At 73.6% G+C, this 12515-nt stretch carries 10 protein-coding genes and 1 riboswitch; of the genes, 2 read left to right on the top strand and 8 right to left on the bottom strand.

The window, feature by feature from the left end; genetic code table 11:
- Positions 1 to 4: 4 nt before the first annotated feature.
- From ACFQQL_RS02915 to ACFQQL_RS02900, 4 genes are all read right to left on the bottom strand, one after another.
- Positions 5 to 1174 (bottom strand): GNAT family N-acetyltransferase, encoded by a 1170-nt coding sequence (locus ACFQQL_RS02915; RefSeq protein WP_382391074.1) that lies wholly within the window; start codon positions 1172 to 1174, stop codon positions 5 to 7.
- 80 nt (positions 1175 to 1254) lie between these two features.
- Complete coding sequence (locus tag ACFQQL_RS02910; protein WP_382391072.1) at positions 1255 to 2298, bottom strand: endonuclease/exonuclease/phosphatase family protein; 1044 nt, start codon at positions 2296 to 2298, stop codon at positions 1255 to 1257.
- 24 nt (positions 2299 to 2322) lie between these two features.
- Positions 2323 to 3519 carry a multidrug effflux MFS transporter gene (locus ACFQQL_RS02905; protein ID WP_382391070.1) on the bottom strand — a complete coding sequence of 399 codons (1197 nt, stop codon included), beginning with the start codon at positions 3517 to 3519 and terminating at the stop codon, positions 2323 to 2325.
- A gap of 60 nt (positions 3520 to 3579) precedes the next feature.
- Positions 3580 to 3750: a hypothetical protein gene (locus tag ACFQQL_RS02900; RefSeq protein WP_382391068.1), complete on the bottom strand. Its 171-nt coding sequence runs from the start codon at positions 3748 to 3750 to the stop codon at positions 3580 to 3582.
- A gap of 93 nt (positions 3751 to 3843) precedes the next feature.
- On the opposite strand from ACFQQL_RS02900, the gene ACFQQL_RS02895 reads away from it, so the two are divergent.
- Both ACFQQL_RS02895 and hrpA read left to right on the top strand, forming a co-directional pair.
- Entirely contained in the window at positions 3844 to 4815 is a 972-nt protein-coding gene (locus tag ACFQQL_RS02895; RefSeq protein WP_382391066.1) for a GlxA family transcriptional regulator, read from the top strand.
- Positions 4816 to 4920: 105 nt separating this feature from the next.
- Positions 4921 to 9312: an ATP-dependent RNA helicase HrpA gene (gene hrpA, locus ACFQQL_RS02890; RefSeq protein WP_382391064.1), complete on the top strand. Its 4392-nt coding sequence runs from the start codon at positions 4921 to 4923 to the stop codon at positions 9310 to 9312.
- Between the two features lie 9 nt (positions 9313 to 9321).
- Here hrpA and ACFQQL_RS02885 read toward each other — a convergent pair whose 3' ends face one another.
- From ACFQQL_RS02885 to thiM, 4 genes are all read right to left on the bottom strand, one after another.
- Entirely contained in the window at positions 9322 to 9978 is a 657-nt protein-coding gene (locus ACFQQL_RS02885; RefSeq protein ID WP_382391062.1) for a TenA family protein, read from the bottom strand.
- The gene (thiD, locus tag ACFQQL_RS02880; RefSeq protein WP_382391060.1) at positions 9975 to 10787 is read right to left on the bottom strand and encodes a bifunctional hydroxymethylpyrimidine kinase/phosphomethylpyrimidine kinase; all 813 of its coding nucleotides are present in this window, start codon (positions 10785 to 10787) and stop codon (positions 9975 to 9977) included. The genes ACFQQL_RS02885 and thiD overlap by 4 nt, the downstream gene beginning before the upstream one ends.
- Positions 10784 to 11449 (bottom strand): thiamine phosphate synthase, encoded by a 666-nt coding sequence (gene thiE, locus ACFQQL_RS02875; protein ID WP_382391058.1) that lies wholly within the window; start codon positions 11447 to 11449, stop codon positions 10784 to 10786. The genes thiD and thiE overlap by 4 nt, the downstream gene beginning before the upstream one ends.
- A complete protein-coding gene (thiM, locus tag ACFQQL_RS02870) occupies positions 11446 to 12267 on the bottom strand; it encodes a hydroxyethylthiazole kinase (RefSeq protein ID WP_382391056.1) in 822 nt (273 codons plus the stop codon). The genes thiE and thiM overlap by 4 nt, the downstream gene beginning before the upstream one ends.
- Positions 12258 to 12353, bottom strand: a riboswitch (TPP riboswitch). Its footprint overlaps the gene before it by 10 nt.
- Positions 12354 to 12515 lie beyond the last annotated feature (162 nt).

Genomic DNA, 12515 nt, shown 5'->3' with positions numbered 1-12515 from the left:
CCGCTCACACGGCGGTCGACTCGGCCGGCGTACTCTCCGCCGTCGCCGGTGCGCCGAGCTTTGCCTGCCAGGCGCCCTCGACGGCCGCGAGCTCGAAGCCCATCCGGATGTTGATCGCCAGCATGTGCTCGTTCTCGCCCGCGTTCCACGTGTGGATCCGCCGCACCGCGGGGTGCGTGGCGGCCAGCAGCTCGATGTTCGCGCTCTTGACCAGCAGGCCGAGCCGCTTGCCGCGGTGCTCGCCGTGCACGATCGTCGTCTCCTGGTAGGACACCTCGGGCTTGTGCTTCGAGACGTCGAGCTGGGTGTAGGCGACCAGGGTGCCGGACGGGACGTGCTCCGCCGCCGAGAGGACGTAGCGGTACCCCCGTGCGGCGGCACGCTCGTCGAGGTCCCGCACGCGCTGGGCGTCCCAGGCCTCCTCCTCGAACTCCAGCCCGCCCATCGGCACGTCCGTGCTCATCCGCCGGTTCAGCTCGGCCATCGGCTCCAGCCACTGCTCCGGGGTCCGGTTCTCCCACTGCACCACCCGGTAGTCCGCGCCGGCGACGCCCTGGGCCTCGGCACGCCAGGCGGCCACGGTCTCCGGGGCGACGGGCAGCCGCAGGGTGGACTGACGCTCGGTCTGCTCCAGGGTGAAGCCGTGCCGGAGCGCGAAGCGCGCCGCGGCGTCGGTCGCCGGGATCTTCCCGACGCCGGTCTTCGCCTCGAGCACCTCGACTCCGTCGGGAACCTCCGCGGCGTGCGCGGTCCACTCGGTGACCGTGGTGCGCCCGGCCGCGCGGATGCGCTCCTCGGCCGCGCGCCACAGGGCGGTGCCGATCCCCTGCCGGCGTGCCGAGGCCCGCACGCTCACCCCACCCTGGGCCAGATGCAGGTTGTCGTCGGTCGGCAGGCCGAACGGCGCGACGCCGAGCACCTGCCCGGGCTCGGTCGGCTGGCCGGTGACGCCCTCGGGGACCGCGACGAGGAGGGTCTTCGTGCTGTGCCGCTGGTCGGCGAACCGGGCGACGTACTGGGCCGGGGTCTCGGTGAAGTCGTCATGGCCGAAGACCTCGCGAGACGCCTCCGCATCGATCTCGCTCCAGCCGACGATGGCGGGCGTGGGCTCGGCGTCCGCCGAGGAGGGCGGCGGAACCTCGAGGATCCGGATCTGCGGCGACGTTGCGCTCATGCCGAGGAGGGTCGCACCGTCGCGGCCCTGCGGCACCATATTTTTCGCGCCTTCCCCGGAGGGTCTGGACGCGCGCCGGCTCAGCCCTCGCGCGGCCGCACGCGCACCACCAGGCCGCGGTGGTCGCTGTCGCCCGTCTCGACCACGCGTGCCTGCGTGGTCTCGTACGCGGCGCTGTCGAGCAGCACGTGGTCGATCGGGGCGCCCAGGAGCTCGGGCAGGGACGTCGGCCAGGTCGACACCCCGCCGACCTCGGCCTCGACGGCAGCGTCCGCGCAGCCGCCGAGGTCCTGCAGCGGCGCGTGGTCGAGCGTGGCGTTGAGGTCGCCGGCCAGCACCAGGCCGTCGGCGCCGTCGTGGCACAGCGCAGAGACCGTCTCCAGGTCCGTCAGCCACTGCTCGTGCTGGTCCTCGACCGGCGGCACGGTGTGCACCCCGACGAAGACCGGTCCCGCGCCGGAGGCCGGCTCGGCGCGCACCGAGCCGAGCCGGGTGTCGGGCCCGTCGGCGCCCACGTACTCCCCCAGGGTCTCCGAGACCAGGATCGCCGTGGCGCCCTGAGCGTCCTGGCCGTCGCCGGCCGTGAACACCTGGAAGGACTCGCCGTCGCCGGTGAGGAAGGAGGCGATCTGCTCGGCGAGCTGGGGCACCGTCTCGGTGAGCACCAGGACGTCGGCGCCGGTCTCCTCGGCCACGGCGGCGACGTCGTCGGCGTTGCTCGCCCCGCCCTGGGTGTTGAGGGCCAGGACGGTGACCGATCCGTCGCCGGTGTCGGCGGGTCGCACGCCCCGGTCGGGTCCGAGCTCGGCAGGGTTGTGGATCCCGCGCATCCAGAGGTACCCGAAGTGCCCGACGCCCACGAGGGCCAGGACCAGGGCGAGCACCAGCGAGTGGGTGCCCGCCCTGAAGCCGAGCTTCCGCACCAGCCCGACCACGAGCATGATCACGGCGATCACGCCGAACACGCCCGCGAGCAGGGCACGCAGCGCGATGACCTGGTTGACGGGGTAGGTGACGGTCAGGCCTGCCCAGCCCGGAACCACCACGCCGACCCACTCCGGGTCGAGGGTGAGCACTGCGGCGACGGACAGGACGGCGACGACGATCCAGCCGAGGGTGCGCACCAGGTCATTGAAACACCCGGCGGCTCATCGCCGGCGGACCGCGGTGGCGAGCGTGAGCGCCGCGCACGCGTAGCAGGCGGCCATCACCCCGGCCATCGCCAGCACCGAGCCGCCGAGGAGGCCCGAGAGCGGCGCACCGGCCGCGGCGAGCCCGAACTGCGCCGCGCCGATGAGGGCGGCCGAGCTGCCGGCGTCCCGCGACTGCCGCGCCAGAGCGATGCCGGGGATGGTCGGGATCATCACACCGATGCATCCGACGGTCGGCAGGAGCACCGCCACCATCGGCCAGAAGTGCGCCGGGCCGGTCCCGACGGTCATGGCGAGGATGCCGATGGTGAGCGCACCCGCGAGCGCGACGGCGAGCGCCACGCCGGCGATCCTCGTGGGCTCGACCCGACCCATGAGGAAGCCGGCCACCTGGGTCCCGGTGGTGACGGTGATCGCCCCGGCGCCGAACAGGATGCCGTACTGCTGCGCGCTGAGGCCGTACTCGCCCTGGAAGACGAAGGCGGAGGCCGTGATGTACGTGAACTGCCCCGCCATGGTGAGGCCCGCGACGATCACCAGTCCCCGGAAGGCCGGGTCGGCGAGCAGCCCGGCGTAAGCGGTGGTGGCGGTGCGCAGGCCGCCACGCCGTCGCCGTTCCGGCGGGAGCGTCTCCGGCAGGAGGAGGACCACCAGGACGAACAGCACGCCCGCGAGGGCCGCCAGCACCACGAACAGCAACCGCCAGGACCCGACGAGCAACAGCTGGGAGCCGAGCGCCGGCGCGACGAGCGGCGCGATGCCGACCACGAGCATGAGCCGCGAGATGGTCCGGCCCACCAGCAGTCCGCTGGTGGTGTCCCGCACGACGGCCAGCGCGACGACCATCCCCGCGGAGCCGAACAACCCCTGCAGCAACCGGAGCGCCGTGAGGGTGAGGATGTCACCGGAGACCGCGATGCCGACCGAGACGACGGCGTAGCCGCCGAACGCGACGAGCAGCGGCAACCGCCTGCCGACCACGTCGGAGAGCGATCCCAGGATGAGCTGGCCGACGGCGATGCCGACGAGCGTGGCCGTCATCGTCAGCTGGACGTGCCCGTTGGAGGCGTCCAGCTCCTCGGCGATGAGCGGGAAGGCCGGCAGGTAGAGGTTGATCGTCAGCGGGCCGATGGCCGTGAGCGCACCGAGGAGGACGACGAGCCCGCCGGGGGTCCGGGGCTCATCGGTGGTCACCTTGCGAGCCTACGACCGGCCCACCGGTGTTCTCAGCGGTGCCCTCCTGGTGGGATCCGGCTAGAGGCTCCGCGGCGGCCAGGCGGTGGACTCAAGACGATGGCTCCGGGGTGCCTCACGACCCGTGAACGCGTGCCCGCGGTCGTCGTCGTGGACGACCCGGACGAGGTAGGCGGTGTACGCGAGGACGGCGATGCCGAGAACCACGAGGGTCAGCAGTGCGATATCCATGGCAGATATCCTTCCTCCGTCGAACTTCTGCCACGAGTGGCAGATATGCCGCTTCTCGTCGATTTTCTGCCAACTCTGTGGCACGATCGGTGCATGGCCCGGATCCGCAATGTCGTCGCCCTCGCCTACGACGGGGTCGCGCCCTTCGAGCTCGGCGTGGTCTGCGAGTCATGGGGCATCGACCGGTCGGACATGGGCCTGCCGGTGTTCGACTTCGCCGTCTGCGCGCCGGAGCCAGGTCTCGTGCGCACGTCCGTGGGCTTCGACCTCAGCGTCCACCACGGCCTGGACCGCGCGGCCGAGGCCGACCTGCTGGTGGTCCCAGCGGTCAAGCGCGGCGAGGAGACGCCACCCGGGGTGCTGCAGACCCTCCGGGACGCGCACGACCGCGGAGCCTGGGTCATGTCTGTGTGCTCCGGCGCCTTCGCGCTCGGCGAGGCCGGGCTGCTCGACGGCCGGCGCTGCACGACGCACTGGATGCACACGGACGAGCTCGCCCGGCGCTTCCCGCTGGCTCACGTCGAGCCCGAGGTGCTGTACGTCGACGACGACCGGGTCCTCACCAGCGCGGGAACCGCCGCAGGCCTGGACGCCAGCCTCTACCTGTGGCGCGCCGAGTTCGGCGCGGCGGCCGCCAGCCTGGTGGCCCGGCGGATGGTCGTGCCCCCGCAGCGTGAGGGCGGGCAGGCCCAGTTCATCGCCAGGCCCGTCCCCGAGTGCGACGTCGAGACGCTCGGCCCGGTGCTGACGTGGATCGTGGAGCACCTCGAGGAGGAGATGTCGGTCGAGCAGCTCGCGGCACGGTCCGCCATGTCACCGCGCACCTTCGCGCGCCGGTTCCGGGCCGAGACCGGGACCACGCCGCACGCGTGGATCACCGCGCAGCGCGTGCACCGGGCCGAGCAGCTGCTCGAGGAGACCGACCGCACGGTCGACCGCATCGCCTCGGACGTGGGCTTCGGCAACGCCGCGACCCTGCGCCACCACCTCGCCCGGATCCGCGGACTGAGCCCGCAGCAGTACCGCCACCGGTTCCGCCGCGCCCCCGCCCCCGCCGCCGGCTGACCCCTCCCGCCGAGCCGCCCCCACGCCGACGACGAGTCGAGGGGGGGTCGGCCGTCGGAGATATCGGCTGAGCCCGACCCGCCTCATCGGTGAGAATGGAGGATCGTGAGTACGGACCGGGACCTTCCGCAGACGCGGGCCGCGAGCGGCGACCGTCGGCGCGGCGGACGGAACCGGCGTCGTGCGGGTCGCCGCGGCTGGCGACCGTTCACCGAGGAGCAGCTCGCCGCCCGCCGGTCCGCCCTCCCGCGGATCACGTACCCCGACCAGCTGCCCGTCTCCGCACGGCGGCAGGAGATCGCCGAGGCGATCCGCGATCACCAGGTGGTGATCGTCGCCGGCGAGACCGGTTCCGGGAAGACCACCCAGATCCCGAAGATCTGCCTGGAGCTGGGCCGCGGCATCGCCGGCACCATCGGGCACACCCAGCCCCGCCGCATCGCGGCCCGAACGGTCGCCGAGCGCATCTCCGAGGAGCTCGGCGTGGACCTGGGCGGCGCCGTCGGGTACCAGGTGCGGTTCACCGACCAGGTCTCCGCCACCACGCTGGTCAAGCTCATGACCGACGGCATCCTGCTGGCCGAGATCCAGCAGGACCCGCTGCTGCGCCGTTACGACACGATCATCGTCGACGAGGCGCACGAACGGTCGCTCAACATCGACTTCATACTCGGCTACCTCGCACAGCTGCTGCCGCAGCGACCGGACCTCAAGGTCATCATCACCTCGGCCACCATCGACTCCGAGCGCTTCGCCGCGCACTTCGGCCCCCGGGCGGGCGAACGGCCCGACGGCGAGCGGCAGCCGGCCCCCGTCGTCGAGGTCTCCGGCCGCACCTACCCCGTCGAGATCCGGTACCGGCCCCTCGTCCCGGACACCACCGATGAGGACGACGCCTCCCCCGTGCAGCAGGACCCGATCGACCAGGTCACCGGCATCACCCTGGCCGTCGACGAGCTCATGACCGAAGGACCGGGCGACATCCTCGTCTTCCTCTCCGGCGAACGCGAGATCCGGGACACCCACGTCGCGCTCCAGGAGCACCTCGGCGAGCGCTACCGCGCGCCGGGCGCCGCCAAGGGATCCGGCCACCGGCCCGACGCCGTCGAGGTCGTCCCGTTGTACGCCCGCCTCTCCGCCGCCGAGCAGCACCGCGTCTTCGAGCAGCACTCGACCCGCCGAATCGTGCTCGCCACGAACGTCGCGGAGACGTCGCTGACGGTCCCGGGCATCCGGTACGTCGTCGATCCCGGCACCGCCCGCATCTCCCGGTACTCCAACCGCACCAAGGTCCAGCGGCTGCCGATCGAGCCGGTCTCCCGGGCGAGCGCCAACCAGCGCTCCGGCCGGTGCGGCCGCGTGGCCGACGGCATCGCGATCCGGCTCTACTCCGAGCAGGACTTCCAGGCCCGTCCGGAGTTCACCGAGCCGGAGATCCTGCGGACCTCGTTGGCCAGCGTCATCCTCCAGATGGCTGCGCTCGGACTGGGTGAGGTCGCCGAGTTCCCGTTCGTGGACCCTCCCGACACGCGGGCGATCCGCGACGGGGTCCAGCTCCTGCACGAGATCGGCGCGCTCGACCCGCACGCCACGGACCCGCGCAAGCGCCTCACCCCGGTCGGCCGCCAGCTCGCGCAGCTGCCGATCGACCCGCGCCTGGGTCGCATGCTGCTCGAGGCCCAGCGGAACGGCTGCGCGGCCGAGGTCATGGTCATCGTCGCGGCGCTGTCCACGCAGGACGTGCGCGAGCGCCCGGCGGACAAGCAGGCCCAGGCGGACCAGATGCACCGCCGGTTCACCGACCCGACGTCGGACTTCCTCGCCTACCTCAACCTCTGGCGGTACCTGCGCACCCAGCAGCGGGACCTGTCCGGCTCCGCGTTCCGCCGGCTGTGCCGGAACGAGTACCTGAACTATCTACGCGTGCGCGAGTGGCAGGACGTGGTCACCCAGCTGCGCCAGCTCGCCAAGCCGCTCGGGCTGTCGATGAAGCCGATCGCCCTCCCGCACGCCGAGGACATCGCGGCGACGGCGGAGAAGACCCAGGACGGGCGGCCCGACACCGCGCGGGCCGCCGTCGCCGTCGGGGCGTCCGCCGATGCCGCGAGCGCCGACGCCATCCACCAGTCGCTGCTGGTCGGTCTGCTGTCCAACCTCGGCTCCTACGACGAGCGCCGCCGCGAGTACGCCGGCGCGCGCGGGACGCGGTTCGTCATCTGGCCCGGGTCCGGCCTGGCGAGGAAGACGCCGGCGTGGGTGATGGCCGCCGAGCTGGTGGAGACCTCGCGGCTGTTCGCCCGGACCGTGGCCCGGATCCAGCCCGAGTGGGTCGAGCCGTTGGCCTCGCACCTGGTGAAGCGGACCTATTCCGAGCCGTACTGGTCCACCAAGCAGGGCGCGGCCATGGTCAAGGAGAAGGTCCTGCTGTACGGCATGACCCTGGTGGCCGACCGGGCGGTGCCGCTCGGGACGCTGACGAGCACGCGGCTCGGGGACGTCACCGCGCGCGAGCTGGCGCGCGAGATGTTCATCCGCGAGGCGCTGGTGGGCGGGCAGTGGCGCACCCACCACGAGTTCTACGAGCGCAACCGTGAGCTCCTCGCCGAGGCCGGGGAGTACGAGAACCGGGCACGGCGCCGCGACCTCGTCATCGACGAGGACGGCCTGTTCGACTTCTACGACGAGCGCATCCCCGAGCACGTCACCTCGGCACGGCACTTCGACGCATGGTGGAAGAAGGCCCGCCGGGACGACCCGGACCTGCTCACCTTCACCATGGACCTCCTGGTCCGCCAGGACGAGGTCACCGGAGTGCGGAAGGACTTCCCCGACACCTGGCGCCAGGGAGACCTCACGCTCCCGCTCACCTACCAGTTCGAGCCCGGCACCCACGCCGACGGCGTCACCGTGCACGTCCCGGTCGAGGTCCTGGGGCGCCTACGTCCCGACGGCTTCGACTGGATGGTGCCCGGCCTGGCCCTCGAGCTCGCGACGGCGACCATCCGCCACTTCCCGAAGCCCACCCGCCGGCAGCTGGTCCCCGCTCCCGACGTCGCCCGCGACGTCGTCGCCCGGCTGCCCGCCTGGTCCGAGGTCGCCCCGGCTCCCGACGGCGCACCCTCCTACCGCGAGGCGTTCGCCGCCGCCGTCCGCGACCTCCGCGACGTCGAGATCCCGGACGACGCCTGGGACGACGACCGGCTCCCCGACCATCTGCGCGTCACCTTCCGGGTCCTCTCCCGGCGCGGTGCCGTCCTGTCCGAAGGCAAGGACCTCCTCGCCCTGCAGCGTGAGCTCGCGCCGCAGACGCAGGAGGCGGTCTCGTCCGCCGTGCGGGGTGCGGTCGCGGCGGCCATGGCCGAGGCCGGTGGTGTCGGAGGCGAAGGGCCGGGGGCAGGCGTCGCGGGACGTCCGGTCGCTCCTCGTTCCTCGTCGCGACAGCCAGACCCAACCAGCCCCGCGACCACCTACCCCCCGGCCCTCCACGGTCACCAACCCACGGGCGAGCCCTCCCCGTCCCAGGTGGCCGGTCACCCGTCCGGCGCGACCACCCCATCCGCGCCGCTCCCTGAGCAGGAGGGGCTGAGCTCGTGGCCGGACGTGGCGGGCGGGGTGATCCCGAAGCAGGTGGAGTCGGCCGGGGCGCACGGGCTGGTGGTGCGCGGGTATCCGGCGCTGGTCGAGGTGCCGGGCAAGGGCGGTAAGGGCGCCGGCGCGGGTCCGGCGTTCTCGGCGTCGCTGCGGGTGCTGGCCGGTGCGGCCGAGCAGGTGCGGGCGCACCGGCTCGGGCTGCGCCGGCTGGTGCTGACCGAAACGGCGCTCAACCCGCAGCGGATCACCACCCGGTGGACCGGCGCCGAGGCGCTCACGCTGGCGACCTCGCCCTACCCGAGCACCGACGCCCTGGTGGCCGACGTCCAGCTCGCCGCGGTCACGGCGCTGGTGGACGAGTGGGTCGGCGGTCACGGTCAGCCGTGGGACGCCGACGCCTACCGGGAGCTGCTCGGGCACGTCCGCGGGCTGCTCGAGGAGCGGGTGCACCAGGTGATCCGGCAGGTGGTGGCCACGCTCGAGGTGCGGCGGGAGCTGGACGCCACGATCAAGGACGCGACGTCCATGCACCTGCTCAACACCCTCACCGACGTCAAGGACCAGGTCGCCCGGCTCGTGCGTCCGGAGTTCGTCTCCGAGACCCCCGCGGAGAAGCTCGTGCATCTGCCGCGATACCTGCGGGCGGCACAGCGGCGGATCGAACGGGCGCAGCAGAACGTGCACCAGGACGCGAATCTCGCGTGGACGGTCGGCGAGCTCGAGGACGCCTACCGGGCCGAGGCCGAGGCGTCCGAGCGACTCGCGCCGGACCCGGCGCGGGACGCGGCCGTCGAGGAGGTGCGGTGGATGCTCGAGGAGCTGCGCGTCTCGTTCTTCGCCCAGCAGCTCGGGACACCGATCAAGGTCTCGGAGAAGCGCATCCGCAAGGCCCTCGCGGCGCTCTGACGCGGCGCGTCAGACCGGCCAGGTCTCCCCGCGGTACGCGGCGTCCCAGAACATCCACTCGTACTGCATGCCGCGGCGGAAGGCGGCGTGCATCCGCTCCCTGGTGCGCTCGTCGGCCGCCGCCGCGAGGCCGTCCACCAGATCGCGCGCCGTCGCCGTCGTGGCCGCGAACTCCGGGTCGCCGTAGGTGCCGATCCAGTCGGCGTACGGGTGGCCCTCGAGCGGGCCGAGCCGCGCCGCAAGCCGCGTGCCGACGTCGTCGTAGACCCAGAAGCAGGGCAGCACGGCGGCGGCTAGCACCGGGTGCGAGCCCCCGCCGGCCAGTCCCAGCAGGTAGGAGGTGTAGGCGGTGGTCGTCGGGGACGGTTCGGCGCTGGCGAGGTCGTCCACGTGCGCGGCGTGCAGCTCACGCTCGACCTCCACGGTCTGCGCGGCCGCGGTGGACCAGAAGATCAGCTCCTCGGCGGTGCCGGCCTGCCGGGCGCAGGCCGCGAGCGCCCGGCCGTACTCGGCGAGGTACAGGGCGTCCTGCGCGAGGTACTGCCGGAAGGTGGCGCGCGGCAGGGTGCCGTCCTCGAGCTCGCGCAGGAACGGCAGAGCGTCGACGGCCTCCCGGACGCCGGCGGCACGCTGCCACGCCTCGGCCGTGAACACTCCGGCGGTCATGACTGCCTCCAGACGTCGTAGAAGTGGTGCACCGGGCCGGGTCCGCGGCCGACGTCGAGGTCGTCCGCGGCGCGCAGGGCCCCGGTCAGCCAGGTCTTCGCGGCGGCTGCCGCATCCGCCCAGGTCGCCGACCGCGGCACGAGCGCGGCGATCGCCGAGGACAGCGAGCAGCCGGTGCCGTGGGTGTTGTCGGTCGCGACGCGGGGCTGGCGCAGGACCTGCTCGCCGTCGCCGTCCAGCCACAGGTCGGTGGCGTCATCACCGGCGAGGTGACCGCCCTTGAGCATGACCCGGGGGACGCCGAGGTCCCGCAGCGCACGGGCCTGGGAACGCATCCCCTCGACGTCCACCGCCTCCGCCGCATCGAGCAGCACGGCGGCCTCGGCGAGGTTGGGGGTGACGAGCGAGACGTGCGGGAGCATCGTGCGGACGGACTCGACGGCGTCGTCGTCGAGCAGGCGCGATCCCGCGGTGGAGACCATGACCGGGTCGAGCACCACGGGGCTCTGCGGTGCCCGCTCGCGCAGGAAGCCGGTGACGGCGCGGACGGTGTCCGCGCCGGAGAGCATCCCGATCTTGACGGCGTCCACCGCGACGTCGTCCCACAGCGTGTCGAGCTGCTCCCGCACGAACGCCGGCGGCACCGCGTGCACACCGGTCACGCCCTGGGTGGACTGCGCCGTCAGCGCCGTCAGCACGGCGGCGCCGTAGGCACCGAGCGCCGAGAAGGTCTTCAGGTCGGCCTGGATGCCTGCGCCGCCGGACGGGTCGGAGCCGGCGATCGTCAGGGCGACGGGCGGCCGGGTCACGAGCCGTCCCCCCAGGCCCGGCGCAGCTCGGCGGCCGCGGCACACGGGTCGGATGCCGCGCAGATCGCGCTGACGACGGCGATCCCGGCCAGGCCACGCCCCCGCAGCCGGGGGGCTCGTGCCACGTCGATGCCGCCGATTGCCACGCAGGGCCACGGGCTGACGACCGTCACCTCGGCGACGCCGTCCGGGCCGAGCGGGTCGGCGTGGCCGGGCTTCGTGGCCGTCGCCCACATCGGGCCGACGCCGAGGTAGTCGAGCACTCCCGGGTCCAGGTCGATCGCGGTCCGGACCTGCTGGGGCGTGGAGACCGACAGCCCGAGCAACCGGTCCGGCCCGAGTGCCGAGCGTGCGTCGGCGGCCGGCACGTCCCGCTGGCCGACGTGCGCACCGTCGGCCCCGATCTGCTCCACCAGGTGCACCCGGTCGTCGACGATCAGCGGGACCCCGGTGCCGGCCAGCACCTCCCGGACCTGTCGGCCGAGCGCGACGAACTCCTCGTCGGTGAGGTCGTGGTCGCGCAGCTGGACCACGCTCACCCCGCCCGCGACGGCGGCCTCGACCGTGGCGGGCACCCCGCGGGCACCGCACATCCCGGTGTCGGTGACGAGGTAGACGGACAGGTCCAGCGGCGCGCGGCCGGGCCGGGCCGGGGTGCTCACGAGAGCCGGACCCGGTCGGCGAGCTGCGCAGGCTCGAGCGCGGCCAGCTCGTCCAGCAGGGCGACGGCGAAGCTGCCCGGGCCGCGGGCCGCGGTCGCCGCGGCGTCGGCGGCGACGGTGTACAGCGCGGTCGCGGCGGCGGCCGCGACCAGGGCGTCGTCCGTGACGGCGGTGCAGGCGGCCATGAGTGCGCCCAGGGCGCAGCCGGCGCCGGTGACCTTGGTCAGCAGGACGTCGCCGTTCGCGACGCGGATCAGCCGGTCGCCGTCGGTGAGGTGGTCGACGGCGCCGCTGACGGCGACGACGCAACCGTGCCGCCTGGCGAGCGCCTCCGCGGCGGGCAGGGCGTCCTCGGCGGTGTCGACGCTCTCGACCCCGCGGCCGCCCCGGCCGCCGTCGAGGGCGAGGATCTCCGAGGCGTTGCCGCGCACGACGGCGGGGGCCGCGATCTGCAGCAGCTCCTGCGCCACGCCGGTGCGCCAGGGCAGCGCGCCGGCCGCCACCGGGTCCAGCACCCAGGGTGTTCCGGCGTCCGTGGCCCCGGCGACCGCCTCGCGCATGGCCGCGACGGTGTCCTCCTGGGGCGTACCGAGGTTGACCAGCACGGCGCCGGCCCCACCGGCCAGCGCCCGGGCCTCGTGGGTGTTGTCGACCATCGCGGGGCTGGCCCCCGCGGCGAGGAGCGTGTTGGCGGTCCACTGCGCCACGACGACGTTGGTCAGGCACTGCACGAGCGGCCCCCGCGTCCGCAGCTCCGCGACCGTCGTCGCGAGGCGGTCGGCGGTGACGGCCGCGCCGGCGGCGGTGGCTGCACCCAAGGCGACGTCCCTTCGCTAGTACGAACTAGATCAGGTTCAACGGGTGTGCTCTCAGCCGTGCGTGCACGGCACCCCGCGTCGTCCGTCACTGTACCTCCGGTCCGGCGCTCCGGGCGCCCGTGGCAGGATCGGCCCGGACTGACCGTGGACACCTCGTCTCAGATGACGAGAGCGCCACGACGGGATCGCGCGCGTGGCCGCCCCGGCTGGGAACGTCGGACGAGCCAGATCGGCGCACCCGTCGACGG

This window comes from Georgenia alba (assembly GCF_042665525.1).
Classification (GTDB): domain Bacteria; phylum Actinomycetota; class Actinomycetes; order Actinomycetales; family Actinomycetaceae; genus Allobogoriella; species Allobogoriella alba.
Note: the sequence above shows the minus strand (reverse complement) of the source record. Positions and strands in the feature narration are given on the sequence as shown.

Excerpts from the sequence above, each read along its gene's own strand:
- ACFQQL_RS02885 (WP_382391062.1), bottom strand. The coding sequence starts at position 9,978 with ATGACCGCCGGAGTGTTCACGGCCGAGGCGTGGCAGCGTGCCGCCGGC.
- ACFQQL_RS02895 (WP_382391066.1), top strand. The coding sequence starts at position 3,844 with ATGGCCCGGATCCGCAATGTCGTCGCCCTCGCCTACGACGGGGTCGCG.
- ACFQQL_RS02915 (WP_382391074.1), bottom strand. The coding sequence starts at position 1,174 with ATGAGCGCAACGTCGCCGCAGATCCGGATCCTCGAGGTTCCGCCGCCC.
- ACFQQL_RS02900 (WP_382391068.1), bottom strand. The coding sequence starts at position 3,750 with ATGGATATCGCACTGCTGACCCTCGTGGTTCTCGGCATCGCCGTCCTC.